The sequence below is a fragment of the Winogradskyella sediminis genome (assembly GCF_003387355.1).
Taxonomy (GTDB): Bacteria; Bacteroidota; Bacteroidia; order Flavobacteriales; family Flavobacteriaceae; genus Winogradskyella; species Winogradskyella sediminis.
Map to the genome: position 1 here is coordinate 1 of NZ_QUNH01000006.1, position 22,424 is coordinate 22,424.

The window sequence follows — 22,424 nt, forward strand, 5'->3', positions numbered from 1 at the left end:
GCTACAGTTGAACCAAGTAAGAATAATAATTCATATGGATTTGTATATTCAACATTTTCGTATTTCCGCATTGTTCTGTGTAATGTTTGCCAACGTGTTTGTGTATGATTAGTGGCGTGTTTAAGCACCTAATTTAGCAAATAAAAACCGAATAGAAAATCCGCGAGGATTTTCGTAAGTAGGCGAGAACTAGCCATTAATTATACACGGTGTTGCCACACGTTTTTATTTCTTTCCACCTCTTTTTGCCATTTTCGGAACTCCTTCTCCAGGGGAAATTATAGTAACAACTTTAGCATCTGACATTAATCGTTGCATAATTTTTCCAATTGGTTTTTTCGTTCTTTTACTTTCCTCCATAGCTTGTTGAATTAATTCTCCAGAAATAGTTTGACCTTCAGGTGCTTGTATCATAGTCTGTCTATTAAAAGGTGCATTTTCAACATCATCCGTTATCTGCATTGCATCGTCAAAAATTTCGAGATTTTCTTCATCTTCAAGAATTGACATTCCGTGACCAAATGAATGTCCCATTTTTACTTTATCACTCGCTTGTTCAAATAATTCTATTGTGAATAAATCTCCATCTGAAAACGGTATATGATAATCGTTAAATTTCAAGAAAATTCTATTGTCAACTTTCATTTGAATGTGATAATGTGGAATTTCTCCAACTGCACTATTTTTATGACCTTCAACATCTGTATGTCCTATAGAAAAAGCCCACTCGATATTTTTATATTTATATGTTGTTTCTAAATAAGATGTTTTTGAAGTTTCGTCTTTCAAATCGTTAATATTCCCAATTGGTTTTTCTGTGTTAGCTAACCATCGAAAATAACTGTCAAGTTGAAAAAAACCTATAGGATTTTCAAGATATTTTTTGAAGAATTTTTTCTTAATTCCAGTCGGATAAGTGAACCAATGGAAACAAGGTTTAGATTCCACAAATTCGTCCATTTTTTCATTACATAAAAAACAAGTTCCATTTTTAAGTCCATTTATAAATTCAGCATAAACTCTTTTGTTCTCTTCATCTTGAAGGCGAGTTTTTTCATCAACTACATCTTGCGGTATAGATTCAATAAATTTTTTAAGGTCTTGTTTTTTGTATGGATTCATAGTGTTTTTCTCAAATGTGTGGCAACGGTTTTGTATATGGAAAGTTGCGGGTTTGCGTGCGAGGATTTTCCGAAGGAAAATCAGATGTAGCAAACGTGCAACGACCTTTTGATTTAGCACAAAATAGCAATTTTTTATATACGTTGTTAGCTTTTAGTGCTTTTTTGTCCGCTTAATATTTCGTTCCTATTTTCTTTTTTCGGTCAGTTTTTAATTCCGCAAACTTGCTAAATTTCCGCAATATTTTTCAATTCCGATTGAGTGAGCAATTCCGCAACTTGCTAAATTCCGATTGAGTGAGATTCCGAGTTTTTAATTCAGATTTCGATTCCGAAAACGAGCTAAAAAATCAGACGCAATTCAATTCAGAGTTTGAGTGATAATTCAGCGTGTTTTTAAAAATTTTTCAACATTATTTTTCGGTTTTTACTTTCTTAAAATTCAAAAAAAAAAATCGGAAAACAAACAGGCTTTTTTCAATTCCGCAAACTTGCTCCAGCATTAAAGCTAACGGTCTTGGCTATGGTTTCGTTTCGGAATGGTTCGGCAGAACTATTCCGACGTAAACCAAAGATAGCAAACACGCAGGGAATTTCCGATAGGAAATTCATTATCTTTCCTTTGTTTGTTATCTACCTGTTAATCATTGTTTTATATGTATTTTCGCATTCTTTTTTATTGCCAAACTGCCTTTATTTGCTTATATTTGTTGCCGTATTGTTGCCCATACAACACTCATAAAACGCATAGTCTAACACAGTAAATATAAGGAAAATGAAAGTTACTTTACGCCAACGTAGAAAAGGGAAACGAATTAGTTTATATCTTGATTATTACGAAAACGGAAATCGTAAGTACGAGTACTTGAAATTATATTTAACGCCAGAACCCGACAAAGGGTCCTTAACTAAAGCACAGAAATTAGAAAACAAGAAAATCTTACAACTTGCTGAAAGCATCAGAGCCAAAAGACATTTAGAGGTACAGAATAATATTTATGGTTTTGAAAATAAAGAAAAGAAACAAGGAAATTTTTTCGTGTATTTAGAACAATGGATTGAAAGACGTTCAGAAAGTAAAGGCAATTTAGGTGTATGGAATAGCACACTAAAACATTTAAAAGATTATCACCCAACAGGTATTTCTTTTGAAAGAATAGATGAAGAATGGGTAGAAGGTTTTAAAGAGTATTTAGATAAAAAGGCACTTTCTAGAAGTAAACGAGAATTAAGCCAAAATACTAAATCTGCATATTTTAAAAAGTTATTGGCGGTATTACGTCAAGCGGTTAAAGAAAAGGTAATACAATACAATCCTGCAATTTATGTTGAAAACTTCAAAGAAGAAGATACACATATGGAATTTTTAACTTTAGAAGAAGTTAGAAAGCTTTTTAGTACAGATAGCAAACACCCACAATTAAAAAATGCGTTTCTTTTCTCTTGCCTTACAGGTTTGCGTTGGTCGGATATTACAAAGCTACAATGGTCAGAAATCCAATATTCAGAAAGTTACGGGAATTTTATTAGATTTAAGCAAAAGAAAACTAAAGGAGCTGAAACCTTACCAATTTCCGAACAAGCATTTGAATTGTTAGGAGAAAAAGGCGAACCAACTCAAAAAGTTTTCGAGAATATAAATAATGTTCAGAGAAACTATGACCTATTAAAAGATTGGGTTGGAGATGCAGAAATTAAAAAGAATATCACGTTCCATTGTGCGCGACATTCATTTGCTACATTGCAGCTAACTTTAGGTACTGATATTTATACAGTATCAAAAATGTTAGGTCATAAGAACTTAAAAACAACTCAAATTTACGCTAAAGTAATTGACGACAAAAAGAAACAAGCAGCGTACAGAATAAACCTTAACCCAAATGGCTAAAGACCTATTTATTGACTTACTGTATGTGGAAAAGGTTACTGATGATAAAAGAACCGAAAACCAATTTAAAGAGCTTTTAAAAGGCTTTAAAAAGCAATACCTCAATACAACGCCTAAATATGAAATTGACTTCAAAAAGGCGTATTCTAACAGGCGTAAATACTATTTAAAGTTAATTGAAACCGAGTACATCAAAAATTTTAATCAAATCAATGATGCACTTGAAATCAATACTACACCAGGTCATTTATCTTTCTTGTATGATAAAGAATATAACCGTATCAAAAATTACCTAAACCAAATTAGTAACTATGTTTCTGATAACGATCTTGACGAAACCTTATACTTAAAGCCAATTCAAAACGATAAATCAGATGAAGCTTATATTATTTCATTTTTAAAGGCTAATGCGATGATGCTTTTTATGGAACTTCAAGAACGATTTTCAGAATTAAGTGATACTGAAATTTATACTATCGAAGAATTACACGAAGTATTTTTTAATGAAGAACCACCTGAAGAGTTAATTGTAAAATCCTATTCCGGTGCAGAAATAAAAACTGTTAGAAAACAAGTAAAACAAAGTTCAATTTTCAACGCTATACAAGGTGATTTTAGAGAGGAAAACAATGATGTCTTATCCTATAACGAACTTATTAACAAGACTAAACAAAGGGAATTTGCAAAATTAGAGGAGTTGTTAAATGAAAAAGGTATCATTGATGATAAATATAATTATACTAAAAAAAGGGGCAAAAAAATATTACTTGCAGCTTTTATGGTAAAACTAACGGAAGCAAAATACTTTAATGAAAGGATATTTTTTGAAGATAAACCATCAAAAAAAATACAACGTAAACACATTTATAAATTCTTTGCTTATCGATATGGACCAAGTAGTAATGCTGGTAAAGAATACCGTAATTTTTTAGGTACTGAAAAAAGAGCCTATCAAAAATTGGTTGATAATACCTATTGGTTAGACCAAATCAAATAAATCTTCATTTTTATAAAGTGGTATTTTCTCTACTTAATACCAAATAGATAATACCAAAAACAATATAAATTATTGTTTTTCAGTGGTTTAATAATACCATTTTTTCTCTTTTCTATTATACCAAACACCTTTTTCCATATTTGCTATGTCCTTGACAATCAAGGATGACTTTTGCGCAGAAGTCCATTTTTAAATTAAAATTATAAAAAGATGGACGTTAAAATTATAGAACGTTTAGAAAGCATCGAAAAGTTGTTATTAGAACAACAAACGTTGCAAAAGCAAGTATTGAACTTCAATGAAACTTGCAGGTATTTAGAACTATCACAATCGCACTTGTATAAACTTACAAGTTCGGGAGCCATTCCACACTATAAACCGAATGGAAAAAAAATCTATTTCCAACGTCAGGAGTTAGACCAATGGTTACTGCGTAACCGTATGGATTCCCAAGATGAAATCGAACAGCAAGCTGCCGATTACCTAATCAAAAAAGGAAAGGTAAAGTTATGACTGAAATAATCGATTTACTCTTGGCACTCTCACAAGAGATTAAGGATTTAAAAGCACGTATCGAATTAATAAAAGCTACGAGAGCAGAATGCTTAAAAGATACGTGGATTGACAATCAGGACGTAATGCAAACGCTACATATTAGCCAACGCACACTACAAACTTTCCGTTCAAATGGTACACTTCCATATAGCAAGATACAAGGCAAGTTTTATTACAAAGTATCTGATATAGAGGAACTATTACAGAGTAATTATTATAACCCAAATTTTAAATGCGATGGAAATAAGTAAAGAAAGCATCTTAAAGAAAACGCATTACAGGTTAAATATTTACGCTTATGTATTAAGGCAGTATTACCCTAAATCAACAGTCCTTTCCTTAAAAGGAAGGGACTGCGGGTTAACTCGTAACCCTTTTAACGGTGGTAAATCAACATTACAAATTAATGTTGTTGAAAATAAAGCAATGCATTACGATACAGAATTAACCGATTTTAAAGGCGATGTATTCGATTTTGCATCCTATCATTTTAAACTTATCGAAGAAGAAGAATTACTACTTAAAATTAATGAGGTAATGAATCTAAATTTTGAAGTTAAAAAGGAAGATGAATTATCCTGGTTAGATGCATCTGATGATACTTGGTATGCTTACAGCAGTTTTTATAAAGCACCTATTAGAAATGTGTTTCCTGCTGAAAAAGTAAGATTACACCAAATATTTGAGTGTATTACAAGCGATAAGTATAAAAGTATCACAGAGCAATTTAGAGCGATTAAAGACCCAAAAGAAGCACGAAAATTTAAAGCAAATCATTTTGACTATGTAACATTTTCAGGTGTGTTTTCTAAACGAAACGATGATAGCTTAATTGAGCATTCATCACTATTAACAATCGATTTTGACCATTTACAAAATCTTGAAGAACTAAAACAACAATTATTGAACGATGAATATTTTGATACCGAATTATTGTTTACATCACCTTCTGGTGAAGGCTTAAAATGGATAATTAGAATCGATATATCTAAAGTGTCACACAATGAATATTTTATTGCGGTGGCCAATTACATAAAACATACATATAACATTGAGGTTGACCAATCGGGTAAAGACATTTCCAGAGCGTGTTTTTTATCCCACGATCCATTGGCATACCTACATAAAAGACATCAAAAGCTATGACAAAAATATTCAACCCGAAAGATTGGTTAGCTGTTCCAGAGCAAAAAGAAGTACCTAAAAAACCAATCAACAACAAACCGACAACGGTTGTTGCAAATGATATTGAAACATATATCAACGCTTTAGAACAATCAGGTATCGATATTACTGATACTTATGAAAAGTGGCGTGATATTGGTTTTGCTATTTCAGAGGAATACGGTGAAGCTGGACGTGATTACTACCATAGAATTAGCAGAAATTATTCAGGTTACGACCATAAAGAATGCGACGAACAGTATAATAAATGCTTACAAGCAAAAGGACACGGTATAAGCATAGCAACCTTATACCACCATTTGCATCAAGTTGGTATTAAACCAAAACAGCAACAACAAGTTGTTGAAGTATCGCAACATCCAGAGGAAGAAAAACAACCATTGCCAACAATACCAACAACAGTTTACAACAACATCCCAACATTTTTGCAACAAGTAGTAAAACCATCAAGCAGTAATGAAGAACGTGATATTTTGTTGTTGGGTGCATTAACTGCATTTAGTGCCTGTTTTCCAAAATTATTTGGTGTGTACGACCAACGGAAAGTGTTTAGCAACTTGTATTTATTTGTTACTGCACCTGCTTCAGCAGGAAAAGGGAGATTAAACCAAATTAAAAATTTGGTAAATCCTGTTCACAAAGAAAAGCGCGAACAATCCAAAACCCTAAAACAACAGCATCAAGTTGAAATGGCTACTTATAATATGAATAAGGGCAAAAGTGAAACTATGGAAAAACCGAGTAAACCACCTGAAAGAATGCTGTTTATTCCGGCTAACAATAGTGTAACAGGTGTTTATCAATTAATATCGGATAATGAAGGTAGAGGGTTAATTTTTGAAACCGAAGGAGATACTTTAGCACAAGCTTTTAAAAGTGATTACGGTAATTATTCCGATGGTTTTCGTAAAGCATTCCACCACGAAACCATTAGTTACTATCGTAGAACGGACAGAGAGTATGTAGATATTGAAAGACCTTGTTTGTCAACGGTGTTGTCTGGTACACCAAAGCAGATTCAGGCATTGGTTCCAAGTGCTGAAAATGGCTTGTTTAGTCGTTTTATGTTTTATTATATGAATATCAAACCTACTTGGAAGAACGTTTTTCAAACTGATACAACCAATGGTTTAGATGAATATTACGACCAATTAGGAAAAGAATTTTTTGGGTTATACAAAACCCTAAAAAACAATCCTGATATTGAAGTAAGGCTAACAACCGAGCAACAACAAAAGTTTAATGTGTTTTTTGAGAAGCTTCAAACCAAATACCTCAATCTTCAACCCGATGACTATATAGCAACTGTTAGACGTTTGGGGTTAATAGCATTTAGAATTATAATGTTGTTTTCTGTATTTCGCATTATGGAAGATGGTGATGTAAACCAAGTAAGATATTGTGAGGATATAGATTTTGAAAATACATTGGAAATGATAAGCGTATTAGTAAAGCACAGTAGTAAGGTGTTTAACGATTTACCTATCGAACAAAAAGAAGTAAAAAGAGCCAATCGTAAAGAACGTTTTTTAGAAGCACTACCTTATCAATTTTCAAGACAAGATTACCTAAATATAGCCGACAAAAACAAGATTCCTCATAAAACAGCAGAAGGCTATATTACTAAATTTGTTGATGCTGGTCTAATACATAGGGAAGCACATAACAATTATACAAATCCCACAAAAGCACAATAAGGATTTTGAGGATTTTAAGGAAACGAGGATTTATAAAAATACTTTATATCCTCAAATCCTTAACTTCCTCATTTCCTGTTTATAATTGTTAATATCTTTTTGTTAGTTCTTATTTTCTTTTTCTTACATTAGACAAATATTGACAAGTCAAAATATCCCCAAAATGACGTTTGGAGAATACATCAGAGAAATACGAGAAGAAAAGCAATTATTATTAAGAGAAGTTGCTTCTCAAATGAATATTGATACGGCACTTTTAAGTAAAATTGAACGTGGTACTCGTATGGCTCGTAAAGAACAAGCTGAAGCATTAGCCAAAGTATTAAAACAAAATAAAAATGAATTGCTTCAATTCTGGATGGCAGATAAAATTGTCTTTATGTTAAAAGATGAAAAGAACAGTACGGAAATCCTCAAAATTGTAGAACAAAAAATTAATAGATTGAGCAAGAAGTAGAATTAATAAACCCAAGTATTATGAGTCAGGAACTTTATTTCAATATCATAACGTTTGATTTACCAGACAAACCAATAACTTTTTATTTAAGTAAAGAGAAAATTGGTAATGCTCAAAAGCTCTATAAAACAAAGTTTCCAACCAATATTGAAGAATTGTTTCCTGGTATAAAAGAAGAAAACCCTGATTTCATATACACATCGTTTATTTACGAAAAAGAAGGCTATCATCCCTTATCACTCAATCTAAAGGAACAACCAACCGACTTAATTAAACACTATTATAATTGGCGTATCAAAAAATTCTTTAATAGCATTAAAAAACTTGTTGGTCAAAACTTTGTGAATGATAATCAAATTTGGATTGGTAATAGATCATATCAAAATAAAAGTTTCGCGCAGTATTATAAGTTTACGGTCAAAGTACAAATTAAAGAAGTTAGTGAATATGGTGAGTTAGTTATTTCTTATGATGGTATGGCTAAAGTGTTTAAAAAACCTATTTCTGAAATTATAAAACATACCTCAACAACAAATCTTAATAAAGTTGTATATAAAATGAGGTTATTAAAATATCATAAGGAAAAGGAATTTATTGATGATAACACAAAGGCTTTTGCCATTTTGAATAACGATTTACGTAATGCGTTTAAAATTAAACCAGAACCCAAAGATGATTCCAATAAATATATTGGGTACAAAAACAAAATTGATAAGTTTATTCAACATTTCATTTTAAGTGATGAATTTAAGAAAGTTATCCCTGTAAATAATGATGATTACCTGCCAGTAGAAATAAATCGCATTGGTGAAGTAACTGATGAAAGTAATGATTTATTGTTCCAAAATGGTGTTGGTAGAAATCCCAAAATAGATTTTAAGAACTTAAAACCTTTAAATCCTTGTCAGTTAGATAATGTGCATTTCTTCTTTATACATCATACAAGTTATGCTAAAGAAGTAGAAGCATTGCAAAAATTATTGGAAGATGGTACAAGTTGGTATAAAGGTTTAAACATTTATGCAGGTGTTTTAGCACATTTCGATAATGATGTCAATATAGTATTTGATGATTTAGAAAATCCATTACCTCAAATTTCACAAGGTATAAAAGACTTTAAATCAGACCCTAACATTAATTACGTTGCTATTTATTTAAGCCCTTTTAACAAGCACGAACCTAATCTTGAAAAAAAGTTAGTGTATTACAAGGTTAAAGAACAGCTATTATATAAAAGAATAATATCTCAAGTAATAGAGTTTGATAGATTTAGAAGAAACCAACATAAATTTATTTACGATTTAACCAATATATCATTAGCCTTATTAGCAAAATTAGATGGTACACCTTGGCAACTTAATGTAAAACCAAAAAATGAATTGGTAATTGGTGTGGGTGCTTTTAAAAATACCGAAGAAAACATTCGTTATGTAGCAAGTGCATTCAGTTTTAAAAACAATGGAAGGTTCAATGAATTTCATTATTTCAGTAAATCAGATGTTAAACAATTAGGCAATGCTTTAAGTGATGCTATTTGGCAATATGTTCCAACGAATAAGTCACCCGAAAAAATAGTGATTCACTTTTATAAGGATATGAAGGATGAAGAAATACAACCTGTTTTAGAAATGATGGATAAACTTCAATTGCCTTGTCCTCTTTTTGTTCTTAATATTAATAAAACAAAATCACAAGATATTATTGCTTTTGACCAAAATTGGAATGGTGAGTTAATTCCAATGAGTGGCACATATATAAATATTGGTCCTAAAGGAGAATATAAATATTTACTCTTTAATAATTTGAGGTATAACAATACTGTAAAATACCCAAGTCATTCAAGTTATTCATTTCCAATAAAACTTAAAATATCAAGTCCTACACCAGAGGCTTTAAATGATAGTAAAATGATTAGAAAGCTAATAGAGCAAGTGTATCAATTTAGTAGGCTATATTGGAAATCCTTACGTCAACAAAACGTACCAATAACAATTAAATATCCTGAAATGGTTGCAGAAATAGCACCTCGTTTTGAAAGCAAGGAAATACCACCTTTTGGTCAAGAAACCTTATGGTTTTTATAATCCGAAGCCTTTTTTCTTTGCACAACCATTGCATTCAATAATTTGTATATTTGTATAAATTATATGAAAATATTTGTTTCCATATCAATGTCTATTTTATTCTTTTTTCAAGGGATAAGCATAGATATGGACTTTTGTGGTCCAATTAAAGAAATTTCAAATGTAATTACCCATTATCAAGACCATAAAGTTTATGGAGACTCTTTCTTTGAATATGTAGTTGAAGATTACATTGAGAGCGATGCTAAAAATGAAGAGCATCATCATAACCCAGATAAGGAGAATACACCAGTCCATTCCCATAATCAATGTTGTCACCCTTTGGTATTAATTATTGCGAACAATAATTTGGCTTTAACCAATCGATTAAAGTTTGAAGAGAAAAAACAATATAATTTACATAAAGTAAACTTCACTTCCAGATATTTGGAATCACTTTTCCAGCCACCTAAAGTATAATTCAGTTTTTTAATGGATAGCTATATCCAATTTTGAGCCTAAAGGGTTCATTTCATTTCGTGTAATTCTATTTTCTTATATCAGAATTGTATCGAATAGTTTAACTGAATTAATACATTTTCTATGATTAATAAAATCATTGATTTTTCAATCAATAACAAATTCATTATTGGTTTGCTTACGCTTACCATAATCGGAACAGGTATTTGGAGTATGACCAAAGTGCCAATAGATGCTGTTCCAGATATTACCAATAACCAAGTACAGGTTATAACACAATCCCCCAATTTAGGTACTGAAGATATTGAGCAAATTGTTACTTATCCAATTGAAGTGGCAATGAGCAATCTTCCTGATGTTCAGGAAATAAGGTCAATTTCTCGTTTTGGCTTATCTGTGGTTACTATTGTATTTGATGATGATATGGGAACATATCTACCTCGCCAATTAGTAGCCGAAAAACTAAACAAAGTCAAAGAGCAAATACCTGCTGGATTTGGCGAACCTACAATGGGGCCTATTTCAACAGGTTTAGGAGAGATTTACCAATACACACTAAAAGTTGCACCAGAGTTTAAAGACAAATACAACATTGCAGATTTACGCTCAATGCAAGACTGGATTGTACAGCGTCAAATGGCAATGGTTCCTGGTGTGGTAGAAGTAAACGCTATTGGTGGAAAAATAAAACAATACGAAGTAGCGGTTGACCCAAACGATTTAAATGCTATTGGCCTTACCATTACAGATGTGTTTAATGCACTTGAAGCCAATAATCAAAATACAGGAGGTGCATATATTGAAAAGAACCATCAAGCCAATTTTATTCGTGGTGAAGGCTTGGTGAGAAGTTTAGAGGACATTAAAAAAATCACTGTCAAGAATATTAATAATATACCTGTCACTATTGGCGATATTGCTACGGTACAATTTGGCTCTGCAATTCGTTACGGTGCATTAACCCAAGATGGTGAAGGAGAAGTTGTAGGTGGATTGGTAATGATGCTAAAAGGAGCTAATTCCAATGATGTTATTGCCAATGTAAAAGAGCGAATGACTCAAATTGAAAAGTCGTTACCAGAAGGCGTAATTATTGAACCATTATTAGACCGAAGTAAATTAATTGGCGAAACAACTTCTACAGTAACAACTAATCTTATTGAAGGTGCATTAATCGTCATTTTTGTGTTGGTCTTTTTATTAGGTAATTGGCGAGGAGGTTTAATAGTTGCCTCTACTATTCCATTATCCTTATTATTTGCTTTTATTTTAATGAATGTTTTTGATGTTTGGGTAAACCTAATGAGTTTAGGAGCAATTGATTTCGGAATCATTGTAGATGGTGCTGTAATTATTGTTGAAAGCACTGTTTTTCTTATAGCATCACAAGTTTTGAAAAAGAAACAACTTACATCTAAAGAAAGAGATAAAGTTGCTTCTAATGCTTCAAAAAAGATGATGAATGCTGCCTTCTTCGGTCAGTTGATTATCCTTATCGTTTTTCTACCCATTTTAGCCTTACAAGGTATTGAAGGAAAGATGTTTAAACCAATGGCTTTGACCTTTATTTTTGCTATGATTGGTGCAATGGTACTTTGTTTAACCTATGTGCCAATGATGTCAGCTTTAATATTAAGAGCACCTAAAAACGATAAAAAATCTTATGGAGATAGATTTGTGCATTGGGTTGAAGATAAATACCAACCTTTATTGGTTAGAGCCTTGCGAAAAGGGAAATGGGTAATTGGTATTGCAGTTGTGTTGTTCGGAATAACCGTTTTTATGTTTTCAAGAATGGGTGGCGAGTTCATTCCGCAACTCGATGAAGGTGATATTGCATTTCACGCTATTTTAAAACCAGGTAGTTCACTTACAGAAACTATTGAAACTACTACCAAAATAGAACAAATAGTAAAAGCAAAATTTCCAGAAGTTGATAAAATTGTGAGTCGTATTGGTGTTGCCGAAATTCCAACCGACCCGATGCCTATGGATATTGCCGATGTTTTTGTAATTCTGAAACCTAAAAGTGAATGGACTACTATAGAATCAAAAGATGAATTGATTGAAGCAATGAAAGAAGCAGTTGAAATGGTTCCTGGTGTTAATTATGAGTTTACACAACCTATTGAAATGCGTTTTAACGAGTTATTAGAAGGTGTTCGTGAAGATATTGCTATAAAACTTTATGGTGAAGACATTGATATTCTATCTCAAAAAGCCGAAGAAATATCTAAAATTATCGCAGGTACTGAAGGTATTGGTGATATGAAAGCGGAAGCCACAACAGGTTTGCCACAAATGACAATCAATTACAACAGGAATAAATTGGCGCAATATGGTCTTCAAATAAATACGCTTAATCAAACCGTACAATCTGCATTTGCAGGTGGTACAGCAGGTGTAATTTTTGAAGGTGAAAAACGCTTCGATTTAGTAGTACGATTAAGCGATCAAAACCGTAAGGATATTTCAGATGTTCAAAACCTGTATATCAATTTACCTTCGGGTGCTCAAATTCCTTTACGTGAAATTGCAGATGTAAGCTATAAAGCAGGACCAATGCAAATCAGTAGAGATAACACCAATAGAAGAACCTATGTAGGTGTTAATGTTAGAGGACGTGATGTAAAATCGTTAGTAACTGAAATTAAATCAAAATTAGATGCACAATTAGAATTACCATCAGGTTATTTTATTCGTTATGGTGGTGCATTTGAAAATTTAGAACGTGCCAGCAACCGATTACAAACCGTTGTGCCTATTGCATTGTTACTCATATTTATACTAATATATTTTGCATTAAAATCTTTACCACAGACCTTAATGATTTACATAGCTATTCCAATGGCAACTATTGGTGGTGTTGTGGCGTTGTGGTTACGTGATATGCCATTTAGTATTTCGGCAGGTGTTGGTTTTATTGTGCTGTTTGGTGTTGCAGTTTTAAATGGTTTGGTAATGATAAGCGGACTCAACGAATTAAAAGAAGAAGGTGTAACCAATCTAAAGGATAGAATAGTTGAAGGTACTAAACGAAGAATCAGACCTATTATGCTAACTGCTTTTACAGATGTATTAGGCTTTCTACCAATGGCTATTTCATCATCAGCTGGTGCAGAAGTACAACGTCCATTGGCAACCGTTGTTATTGGTGGATTATTAACTTCAACTTTGCTTACCTTATTTGTTTTACCAATTTTATATCATTGGGTAGAAAACAAATCTTTTACGTTTAAGCCAAATAAAAAGTTAGTAACAGCAACAGCAGTTGTATTATTACTATTTGGCTTTTCACCACAAAGTAATGCACAAGAGTTGAATGATACAATTCCCGAAATTTCATTACAGGAAGCTGTTAAACTCGCTAAAAGTAATTATCCATTATTGAAGCAAAAGCAGTTGGAAATTACAAAACAAGAACAATTAAAATCGACTGCCTATGATTTCGGAACGACTCAAATTTTTACAGGTGGAGAAGAAATTGATAATGGAAATGGCATCTATACAACCATTGGTATTGGTCAATCAAATATCGATGTATTTGGCATTGGTTCTAAAAAGAAGCTACAAGAACAACGCATTCAATTGGCACAAAAAGCCTTTCAACTTTCCGAGTTGGAATTAGAATTGGAAGTTAAAAAAGCTTGGTCTAATTGCTATCAAATGAAACAAAACTATGATTTGTATAAGGAATTGGATTCCATTTATTCCAAATTCGAGCAAGCAGTAGCTTTAAATTATGAAGTCGAAGCTATTTCTAAATTAGAATATTCGGCAGCAAAAAATCAAGCGTTTCAAATTCAGAATAAAAAAGCGCAAGCCTATAGTAATTATCTTATTGCCTTACAGCAATTCAATTTGTGGTTGGTATCAGAAGAAATTTTTACAGTTTCAGATGAATTTGAGGTAGCGATAGATAGTGATATGGAAACATTCAGTATTGAAAGTCATCCATTGTACAGTATGTCGCAGAACATTGTAGATGAAGCGGAAGCTAAATATAAAGCTGCAAAAGCAGATAATTTGCCAAAGTTCAATCTTCAAGGTGGTTTACAAAAAGTAAATGGCAATTCAGGATTTTACACCTATCAAGCAGGAATTTCAGTTCCGTTTTTATCAGGTTCTAGCAAAGCACAAGTTAGAAGTGCCAGAATTGATAAAGAAATAGCGGAAACCAATGTAGCGTTCAAAAAACAGGAAGTACAATCAAGGTTTGTTCAGGCTAAAGAAAATTATATGAAATGGAAAACATCTTGGGAGTTTTACAAAGACCAAGTTTTACCATTAACAAAAGAGCAAAAAACAGGTGCATTACTGGCATATAGAGAAGGCGAAATTGATTATACTGCATTTACGCAGTTGATAAAAGAAGCAATTCAATCGGAACTGGAAGCACAGACTGCATTAGTAAACTATTTAGAAAGCACATTTCAATTACAATATTTTAATCAATAAGACAATGAAAAATAAAATATATAAATTCCTTACCGTAATGGTGTTAACCATTTTTGTTTCAGCTTGCGGAAATAAAGAAAATCATAACGAGAATGATGGTCATTCCCACGATGAGGAAGAAAAAACAGAAGTTAATGAAGAACATAATGAAAGCGAAGAAGTAATGTTATCACAACAGCAATTCGATGCTTTAAAAATGAAAATAGATACGTTAGCATTACGTAATATGAGCGGCTATGTAGAAGCTAACGGAACGTTAGAAGTACCACCACAAAACGAAGCAGCTATTACTACTGTTGTTGGTGCAAATGTCGTTTCAATTGAAGTGATTGAAGGTGATAAGGTTAATAAAGGTCAAGTTGTGGCTTATCTATCGCACCCAAATATCATACAAGCGCAAACGGATTATTTAAACGCTTATAGCAATAGCGAGCTTGCAAAGAAAAATTATGAACGTCAACAAAAATTATACGATGCTGGTGTTGGTTCTGGTGCTAATTTCCAGAAAGCAGAAGCAGAATATCAAGCATCAAAAGCAATGGTTAATGGTTTAGAAGCGCAATTAAGAATACTCAACGTTAACACTACATCAGTTCGCAATGGAACAATTGCACAGCGCATAGCATTGCGAAGTCCAATAGAAGGCTTTGTGCAAAAAGTTGAAGTAAAAACAGGTCAATATGTAGAGCCACAAACCGAATTATTTGAAATTGTAAATACGCATCACGTTCACGCCGATTTAATGGTTTTTGAAAAAGATGTTTATAAAGTACAGAAAGGTCAGAAAGTTAACTTTACGGTACAATCCATACCAGATGCAGAGCTTATCGCAGAAATCTATTCCGTAAGCAAAACCTTTGAGGACAACCCAAAAGCAGTCCACGTTCACGCAGAAATAGAAAACAAAAAAGGTAACTTAATTCCTGGTATGTATATTCAAGGTAAAATTCAAGTAGATAATACCCAAACAAAAGCTTTACCAGAAAGTGCAATTATAAAAGAAGGCGAAAGATATTATGTGTTTTCAGTAGAAAAAGAAAATGACGATTGGAGCTTTAAACCTATCGAAGTTGTGTTAGGCACTAAAGATGGTGATTGGGTATCGGTTCAATTTACTGAAAACATAGAAAGTAATACAAAATTTGCTTATAACAATGCTTATTATCTTAACGCAGAAATGAAAAAAGGAGAAGCAGAACACGCACATTAAATATGGAAACAATAGAACAAGTATTAGAGTCAAAAAATATTCGTGTTACAGCAATGCGTATGTTAATTTATAAGTTTCTTGCAGAAAAAGAGATAGCGGTAACATTGAGTGATATTGAAAATGCTTTTGAAAAAGCAGATAGAACTACCTTGTACAGAACTATTAAAACTTTTGAAGAAAAGGATATTGTGCATCAAATAGACGATGGCACAGGGATAACAAAATATGCGTTATGCGAAAAGGGATGTAATTGTGATATAAAAACCGATTTACACTTACATTTCCATTGTAACAATTGCAATGAAACCATTTGCCTAACAGAACATAAAATACCGCAAATTAAAGTACCTGATGGTTTTGTGTCAGAGAATGTAAATTTGGTGGTAAAAGGTATTTGCGATAAGTGTAGTGGCTAATAATTGCACTTCCATTGCACGCTTTTTAATTGCATTTTTGTAATCAAAGAATTAAGTAATTATGAAAAGTAAATTAGCGATAACAAGTTTGCTTACAGCAATTACAGCTTCATTATGTTGTATAACACCTGTTTTGGCTTTAATAGCAGGAACAAGCGGTGTAGCTTCAACTTTTTCTTGGATAGAACCATTTAGACCTTACTTAATTGGACTAACAATAGTAGTTCTTCTGTTTGCTTGGTATCAAAAATTAAAACCAGAAAAAGAAATCGACTGTGAATGTGAAACAGATGAAAAACCAAAATTTATACAGTCAAAAACCTTTTTAGGTATTGTAACCATATTCGCAATAGTGATGTTGGCATTTCCATACTACTCAAGTATATTTTATCCAAACAGCGAAAAACAAATCATCGTAGTTGATAAAACAAATATAAAAACAATAGAGTATAAAATAAGCGGAATGACCTGTGCCAGTTGTGAAACTCACGTAAACCACGAAGTAAATAAACTTAACGGAATTGTAAACTCAAAAACATCTTACGAAAATGGTAACGCAATCATTGAATTTGACGAAACTAAAACTAATGAATTAGAAATTGAGAAAGCAATTAAAACTACAGGTTATAAAATAACTGATAAAAAATAAAACTAATGAAAATGATATTAAAATCAGAAATTACCTGTCCAAACTGCGGACATAAAAAAGAAGAAGATATGCCAACAAATGCTTGCCAATTCTTCTACAAATGTGAGAATTGTAAAACGGTTTTGAAGCCAAAAAAAGGAGATTGTTGTGTGTATTGCTCTTATGGTACAGTTCCTTGTCCACCAATTCAACAAAACAAAAGTTGTTGCTAAAACAAAACTAAATGAAAAAAAAGAAAGTTAACTTAAGAGATTTAAAACCAGATGCAGAAGCACAACACACGCATAATGATGGTCATAATCACGGTAATGGAAGTGCATTCAAAACCTACGTACCTGCAATCATAAGTTTTACAATGCTTATCATTGGTATAGGTTTAGATTATTTTGATGTTTCATTCTTTAAGGATTGGATTCGTATTGCTTGGTATGGTATTGCATATCTACCTGTAGGACTTCCTGTTGTAAAAGAAGGGTGGATTAGTATTAAAAAAGGTGATGTTTTTACAGAGTTCTTTTTAATGTCAATTGCTACAATTGGGGCATTTATAATTGGAGAATATCCAGAGGGTGTTGCTGTTATGTTGTTCTATGCAGTAGGCGAATTATTTCAAAGTGCTGCTGTAAATCGTGCAAAAGGAAATATAAAAGCATTATTAGATGTTAGACCCAAAGAAGCCAATGTATTTCGTGAGGGAGATTACAAAAGTGTTTCGCCAAAAGATGTAAATATAGGAGAGAAAATTCAAATTCGTGTAGGTGAAAAAATTCCGTTGGATGGCATTTTATTATCCGAAAAAGCATCTTTAAATACAGCTGCGTTAACAGGAGAAAGCAAACCAGATTCTATTCAGAAAGATGCAAAGGTTTACGCAGGTAGTATCAATTTAGAAAGCGTTATTGAAGTTGAGGTAACCAACAAGTTTGAAGATAGTTCAATTGCGAGAATATTAGACTTGGTTCAAAATGCTACAGCTCGTAAATCGAAGACAGAATTATTTATCAGACAGTTTGCTCGTATCTACACACCAATTGTTGTGTTTTTGGCTATTGGCGTGACATTCATTCCTTACTTTTTTGTAGATGATTATTCATTTAGAGATTGGTTATACAGAGCATTAATATTCTTGGTGATTTCTTGTCCTTGTGCGTTAGTAATTTCAATTCCATTAGGTTATTTTGGTGGATTAGGAGCAGCTTCAAAAAATGGAATATTATTTAAAGGTGCTTCATTTTTAGATGCAATGACCAAGATAAATACTTTGGTAATGGACAAAACAGGAACCGTTACCAAAGGTGTTTTTAAAATCAAAGAAGTAAAAGCAATTGGTTGGAATGAAACCGAATTTATGCAATACCTAATGGCGATGGAAGAGCAATCCACGCATCCAATTGCTAAAGCCATTTTAGAGTACAAAGCTGAAGGAGAAGATTTTAAAGCTACCGAAGTTTCTGAAATTGCAGGTAAAGGTTTAAAAGGCATTGTTAATAGTAAAACAGTTTTAGTAGGTAATAAAGCTCTAATGACTTCTAATAATATTGATGTTCCAACGGAAACGGAATCTATTGTAGAATCGATAGTATTAGTTGCAATCGATAATCAATTTGCAGGTTATGTAGTCATAGCAGATGAATTAAAGGAAGATGCAAAAGAAACAATTACTAATTTACATAAAGTAGGCATTAAAAATATTATGATGCTTTCTGGTGATAAAGATTCTATAACGCAACAAGTCGCTAAAGAGTTGAATATTAAAAATGCTAAAGGTGGTTTACTACCAGAAAATAAATTAAACGAAGTTGAAATTTTAAAGTCGAATCCTGAAAATAAAGTAGCTTTTATAGGTGATGGTATTAACGATGCACCTGTTTTAGCAGCAAGTAACGTTGGTATTGCAATGGGTGGTTTAGGTAGTGATGTAGCTATTGAAACAGCAGATGTCATTATTCAAACAGACCAACCTTCAAAAGTAGTGAGAGCTATCAAGATTAGTCGTTCTACACGAAAAATCGTTTGGCAGAATATCATTTTAGCATTTGGTGTTAAAGTTATTGTCTTGATTTTAGGTGCAGGTGGTTTAGCCACAATGTGGGAAGCAGTTTTTGCAGATGTAGGCGTAGCATTATTAGCAATATTAAATGCTGTTAGATTACAACGAATGAGTTGGTAATTGTCCCCACAACCCAAAACCCAGTTTTTTCGTACCTCAAAATCCTCTGTCTTTTGTTTTGTTCCGCTATCCACCGCACTTGTAGTTTTTGGTTGCCAACCCTCACACAGCACATTGCTTATTTTATTTGCTATTATATTTTAAAAGTAGTACAATAAAAAAGCAAAGAGCTGTTGCCATCCCTCACACCAAAAACTACCCCAAGCTATGTTTACATAACGGGTAGTTATAGGAGCAAAAATCCTTTCAACGGTTGCCTACGGCGTTTTTTTATATTTTCGTGCCTATAACTGTCATTATGTAAAATATCCACACAGCCAACGCTCACATCCGCACATATAAACACATTTTGAACAAGTATTAAACAGTAGTAAATTTAAAAGGTTGAATTAGTTTAGTATTATATTCGTTATCTCATTCAAGCTGCACAAAACCATCGTTAAGTCCAAGTATTCCTTACCTCAAGTCTTTGTTTGTTTCATTTCGTTAACAAATATAAAAGTCCACTTTTCCCCACCACCCAAGTCAGCGGTTATAAAAAAATAGGTTAAGAAAATGCAGTAATACGACATAGCATATTGCTTTTTATCGTACCTCAAAAAAACAAAAAGCTATTGCCTAAAAGTCCTGTATAAGTAGCTCGTTTAAATGCTGTTTTATCAAACAACTATTTAAAACGCTACCCATACAAACGCTTCATCCCATGCTCAAATTGAAAACAACCTATTTTTTTAAGAGTTTATGCCCCAAAAAGTGAATTAAGTTGAACAAAAAAAATAATAAAAAAAGGTAGCAAATATATGTGGCTTCCTTCTGCCAACGCGCAAGGCTATAAAGGTCAAGCCCTACGGGTTTTGAATAAAACTTTTTTCAAAAGCATTTTTCACAATCATTAAACAATTAATCTCAAAAAACTTTTATCCAAAAACCTTGACAGCCTTATCCACGCCACAAGAGCATTAGGCTTTCTTTTTTTATTGTTTTTCTTTTAAAAAATTAATGGTGCGAAGCGTAGCGAAGCAATTTTAAATTGGATAGCTATGTCAACTTTTGAACTAAAAACACACCAAATCGGAAGAACTTACTCAAACCCTCATTTTTTTATCCTAAACAAAGGGCAAAACAGCGGAAAGCCTTTAATAAATCCTTGTCCTAATTGTTTTGTGGTATCTACATCAACCGAAGAAGAAAAACAAACCCTTTACCATTTATCAATGATGTTGCAAATAGGCGGTTTTTATGCTTATTATTTAAAAGGCAGTGTTATTCCGTTTATCTCAATAGATGATTGCAGAAACACCTTAAAAAATAGTTACACATCGTTGTTAAATGATGAATTTGAGTTACAAAAGCATATTAATATAGTGTCAGCAATTTGTAAAAAAGAAGCTGAACTTAAAAAAGTAATTTCAAAAATGGCAGATTTAAAGGTGTCATACATACAAAATCTATTTTCTAAAAAGCAAAATCGGGCAACAAAGGGCAACAAAAACCAAATCAATCTATTAGCATAGTATTTGCCATATATTACTTGTGTTGGTTAAAGACCGTACCAAGTCCGAACCAACTTCGAACAAGTATTAATTTTAAATTTTATATACAATGGGTGTTATTTCACAAGGAATCCTGGGCGGTGTATCAGGTAAAGTAGGAAACGTAGTTGGTGCTTCTTGGAAAGGTATTGACTATTTGAGAATTAAACCTTCAAGTGTGGCAAATCCACGAACAGAAGGGCAAGTTAATCAAAGAAACAAGTTTACAGTTACTTTGGAGTATCTTCAACCGAATTTAGGTTTTATCAAGAAAGGATATAAATCTTATGCGGTGCAAAAAACAGAGTTTAATGCAGCAATGTCTTATGTATTGAATAATGCTATTACAGGAAGTGCACCAAACTTTACTGTAGATTATTCTTTAGCTTTATTAAGTAGAGGTAATCTATCTGGAGCATTGAACCCTGCAACAGATTTAGCAACTGCGGGACAAGTAGAATTTACTTGGGATGATAACTCTGCTGAAGGTAATGCAAATGCAACTGATAAAGCAATGATTTTAGTTTACAATCCAAGTAAAAAGGAATCAATGTATATTCTTGATGGTGCTGATAGAACTGTAGGATCTCAAATCATTACAATTCCAAGTACCTATGCAGGTGATACAGTCGAGCTTTTTATGGCATTTATTACTGCTGAAGGTAATACAGTGTCAAACAGCGTTTATTTAGGCTCTGGGACAGCTAATTAACGGTTGATGTTTAAATAATAAAACCGTTCTACACGAACGGTTTTATTTTTATCGTTTAATAAGTTCCTAATTTTATCTATTATTTCTTTCCTTTGATTAGTTCTTATAATCAAATATTTGTTGCCTTATTGTTGCCTTTTTAATTGAAATCCCTTATAAATAAGGGTTTCTTAATTTCCGAGTAGGAAATTCAGAAGCAATGAGCTATACACGTTGTTAGGTGTAGTTTTTTTAATCGAGTTCTTTTATTTTACGTTCTATTGAAAGTCTAAATTTTCTCAATTCGGTCGGTAAGTTTTCAGTTTCCATTTCATAATCATCAATTGTAATTTCTTTCTTTAAAGTTCCATCACATATTTCCACTATCAGTATGTCCTCGTTTTTATTTCCAGTGGTATAAAATCCGTTTAGATTTTCATCAAGTATGACATTTGGTACTTGGTCAATTAAATCTTTTACAAGTTCAAATTTTTCTTGCGACATTAATTCACCAACGAACGTATATCCATTTTTAGTATGTCTTTCATTGTGCCACAACTCTCTTTTATCCACTAATAATTCCGAACGCGTTAGTTTGTAAATTTCATAAGTACCATAATTATCACTGAAGAATCTTCCGAATAAAAGATATTCTAAATCTTCAAGATTAGGTTTCTGTGTCTTGTTAAAAAATCTATTTAACCATTTAAACATATCCAAAGTTTTTTCAATTGAAAGTACATTTGCTTAAATTACACCTAACGTTTTTGTGTATGATTAGTTGCGTGGTTAAGCAACTAAGTTAGCAAACAAATCACAGATAGAAAATTCCAGCGGAATTTTCGTAAGTAGGCT

The 22,424-nt window shown here is 32.5% G+C and carries 19 protein-coding genes; 17 read left to right on the forward strand and 2 right to left on the reverse strand.

Annotated elements, in window-relative coordinates; translation table 11 throughout:
* Positions 1–225: 225 nt before the first annotated feature.
* The gene (locus C8N41_RS15930; protein WP_115839984.1) at positions 226–1,122 is read right to left on the reverse strand and encodes a hypothetical protein; all 897 of its coding nucleotides are present in this window, start codon (positions 1,120–1,122) and stop codon (positions 226–228) included.
* Positions 1,123–1,896: 774 nt separating this feature from the next.
* Here C8N41_RS15930 and C8N41_RS15935 point away from each other — a divergent pair.
* The 17 genes from C8N41_RS15935 (at position 1,897) to C8N41_RS16015 (ending at position 21,590) form a co-directional block, all read left to right on the forward strand.
* Positions 1,897–3,009 (forward strand): site-specific integrase, encoded by a 1,113-nt coding sequence (locus C8N41_RS15935; RefSeq protein WP_115839985.1) that lies wholly within the window; start codon positions 1,897–1,899, stop codon positions 3,007–3,009.
* The gene (locus C8N41_RS15940) at positions 3,002–4,006 is read left to right on the forward strand and encodes a DUF6617 family protein (protein ID WP_115839986.1); all 1,005 of its coding nucleotides are present in this window, start codon (positions 3,002–3,004) and stop codon (positions 4,004–4,006) included. Before C8N41_RS15935 ends, C8N41_RS15940 begins: the two co-directional genes overlap by 8 nt.
* A 210-nt stretch (positions 4,007–4,216) precedes the next feature.
* A complete protein-coding gene (locus C8N41_RS15945) occupies positions 4,217–4,519 on the forward strand; it encodes a helix-turn-helix domain-containing protein (RefSeq protein WP_115839987.1) in 303 nt (100 codons plus the stop codon).
* Entirely contained in the window at positions 4,516–4,812 is a 297-nt protein-coding gene (locus C8N41_RS15950; protein ID WP_115839988.1) for a helix-turn-helix domain-containing protein, read from the forward strand. Before C8N41_RS15945 ends, C8N41_RS15950 begins: the two co-directional genes overlap by 4 nt.
* Entirely contained in the window at positions 4,799–5,707 is a 909-nt protein-coding gene (locus C8N41_RS15955) for a BT4734/BF3469 family protein (protein WP_115839989.1), read from the forward strand. Before C8N41_RS15950 ends, C8N41_RS15955 begins: the two co-directional genes overlap by 14 nt.
* Positions 5,704–7,443 (forward strand): DUF3987 domain-containing protein, encoded by a 1,740-nt coding sequence (locus C8N41_RS15960; RefSeq protein ID WP_106676397.1) that lies wholly within the window; start codon positions 5,704–5,706, stop codon positions 7,441–7,443. Before C8N41_RS15955 ends, C8N41_RS15960 begins: the two co-directional genes overlap by 4 nt.
* Before the next feature lie 163 nt (positions 7,444–7,606).
* Positions 7,607–7,900: a helix-turn-helix domain-containing protein gene (locus C8N41_RS15965; protein WP_113966042.1), complete on the forward strand. Its 294-nt coding sequence runs from the start codon at positions 7,607–7,609 to the stop codon at positions 7,898–7,900.
* Between the two features lie 20 nt (positions 7,901–7,920).
* On the forward strand, positions 7,921–9,984 hold the full coding sequence (locus tag C8N41_RS15970) for a Piwi domain-containing protein (RefSeq protein WP_113966043.1): 2,064 nt from the start codon (positions 7,921–7,923) through the stop codon (positions 9,982–9,984).
* Positions 9,985–10,110: 126 nt separating this feature from the next.
* The gene (locus C8N41_RS15975) at positions 10,111–10,443 is read left to right on the forward strand and encodes a hypothetical protein (protein ID WP_226696410.1); all 333 of its coding nucleotides are present in this window, start codon (positions 10,111–10,113) and stop codon (positions 10,441–10,443) included.
* Positions 10,444–10,566: 123 nt separating this feature from the next.
* A complete protein-coding gene (locus tag C8N41_RS15980; protein WP_115839990.1) occupies positions 10,567–14,901 on the forward strand; it encodes a CusA/CzcA family heavy metal efflux RND transporter in 4,335 nt (1,444 codons plus the stop codon).
* Positions 14,902–14,905: 4 nt separating this feature from the next.
* Positions 14,906–16,111, forward strand: a complete 1,206-nt coding sequence (locus tag C8N41_RS15985) for an efflux RND transporter periplasmic adaptor subunit (RefSeq protein ID WP_115839991.1) — start codon at positions 14,906–14,908, stop codon at positions 16,109–16,111.
* 2 nt (positions 16,112–16,113) lie between these two features.
* Positions 16,114–16,527, forward strand: coding sequence for a Fur family transcriptional regulator (locus tag C8N41_RS15990; RefSeq protein ID WP_079738441.1), 414 nt, complete (start codon positions 16,114–16,116; stop codon positions 16,525–16,527).
* Positions 16,528–16,588: 61 nt separating this feature from the next.
* Positions 16,589–17,176 carry a mercuric transport protein MerTP gene (merTP, locus tag C8N41_RS15995; protein ID WP_026775416.1) on the forward strand — a complete coding sequence of 196 codons (588 nt, stop codon included), beginning with the start codon at positions 16,589–16,591 and terminating at the stop codon, positions 17,174–17,176.
* 5 nt (positions 17,177–17,181) lie between these two features.
* Entirely contained in the window at positions 17,182–17,388 is a 207-nt protein-coding gene (locus C8N41_RS16000) for a GDCCVxC domain-containing (seleno)protein (RefSeq protein ID WP_115839992.1), read from the forward strand.
* 11 nt (positions 17,389–17,399) lie between these two features.
* Positions 17,400–19,346: a heavy metal translocating P-type ATPase gene (locus tag C8N41_RS16005; protein ID WP_115839993.1), complete on the forward strand. Its 1,947-nt coding sequence runs from the start codon at positions 17,400–17,402 to the stop codon at positions 19,344–19,346.
* A 1,040-nt stretch (positions 19,347–20,386) separates the two neighbouring features.
* Entirely contained in the window at positions 20,387–20,860 is a 474-nt protein-coding gene (locus C8N41_RS16010; RefSeq protein ID WP_115839994.1) for a DUF6943 family protein, read from the forward strand.
* A gap of 88 nt (positions 20,861–20,948) precedes the next feature.
* Positions 20,949–21,590 carry a DUF6266 family protein gene (locus C8N41_RS16015; protein ID WP_115839995.1) on the forward strand — a complete coding sequence of 214 codons (642 nt, stop codon included), beginning with the start codon at positions 20,949–20,951 and terminating at the stop codon, positions 21,588–21,590.
* 231 nt (positions 21,591–21,821) lie between these two features.
* On the opposite strand, the gene C8N41_RS16020 is transcribed toward C8N41_RS16015, so the two are convergent.
* Positions 21,822–22,283, reverse strand: coding sequence for a hypothetical protein (locus tag C8N41_RS16020; RefSeq protein WP_115839996.1), 462 nt, complete (start codon positions 22,281–22,283; stop codon positions 21,822–21,824).
* Between the last annotated feature and the right edge of the window lie 141 nt (positions 22,284–22,424).

Coding starts and splice junctions, on each gene's coding strand:
- C8N41_RS15930 (WP_115839984.1), bottom strand. CDS start 1,122: ATGAATCCATACAAAAAACAAGACCTTAAAAAATTTATTGAATCTATA.
- C8N41_RS15935 (WP_115839985.1), top strand. CDS start 1,897: ATGAAAGTTACTTTACGCCAACGTAGAAAAGGGAAACGAATTAGTTTA.
- C8N41_RS15940 (WP_115839986.1), top strand. CDS start 3,002: ATGGCTAAAGACCTATTTATTGACTTACTGTATGTGGAAAAGGTTACT.
- C8N41_RS15945 (WP_115839987.1), top strand. CDS start 4,217: ATGGACGTTAAAATTATAGAACGTTTAGAAAGCATCGAAAAGTTGTTA.
- C8N41_RS15950 (WP_115839988.1), top strand. CDS start 4,516: ATGACTGAAATAATCGATTTACTCTTGGCACTCTCACAAGAGATTAAG.
- C8N41_RS15955 (WP_115839989.1), top strand. CDS start 4,799: ATGGAAATAAGTAAAGAAAGCATCTTAAAGAAAACGCATTACAGGTTA.
- C8N41_RS15960 (WP_106676397.1), top strand. CDS start 5,704: ATGACAAAAATATTCAACCCGAAAGATTGGTTAGCTGTTCCAGAGCAA.
- C8N41_RS15965 (WP_113966042.1), top strand. CDS start 7,607: ATGACGTTTGGAGAATACATCAGAGAAATACGAGAAGAAAAGCAATTA.
- C8N41_RS15970 (WP_113966043.1), top strand. CDS start 7,921: ATGAGTCAGGAACTTTATTTCAATATCATAACGTTTGATTTACCAGAC.
- C8N41_RS15975 (WP_226696410.1), top strand. CDS start 10,111: ATGGACTTTTGTGGTCCAATTAAAGAAATTTCAAATGTAATTACCCAT.
- C8N41_RS15980 (WP_115839990.1), top strand. CDS start 10,567: ATGATTAATAAAATCATTGATTTTTCAATCAATAACAAATTCATTATT.
- C8N41_RS15985 (WP_115839991.1), top strand. CDS start 14,906: ATGAAAAATAAAATATATAAATTCCTTACCGTAATGGTGTTAACCATT.
- C8N41_RS15990 (WP_079738441.1), top strand. CDS start 16,114: ATGGAAACAATAGAACAAGTATTAGAGTCAAAAAATATTCGTGTTACA.
- merTP (WP_026775416.1), top strand. CDS start 16,589: ATGAAAAGTAAATTAGCGATAACAAGTTTGCTTACAGCAATTACAGCT.
- C8N41_RS16000 (WP_115839992.1), top strand. CDS start 17,182: ATGAAAATGATATTAAAATCAGAAATTACCTGTCCAAACTGCGGACAT.
- C8N41_RS16005 (WP_115839993.1), top strand. CDS start 17,400: ATGAAAAAAAAGAAAGTTAACTTAAGAGATTTAAAACCAGATGCAGAA.
- C8N41_RS16010 (WP_115839994.1), top strand. CDS start 20,387: ATGTCAACTTTTGAACTAAAAACACACCAAATCGGAAGAACTTACTCA.
- C8N41_RS16015 (WP_115839995.1), top strand. CDS start 20,949: ATGGGTGTTATTTCACAAGGAATCCTGGGCGGTGTATCAGGTAAAGTA.
- C8N41_RS16020 (WP_115839996.1), bottom strand. CDS start 22,283: ATGTTTAAATGGTTAAATAGATTTTTTAACAAGACACAGAAACCTAAT.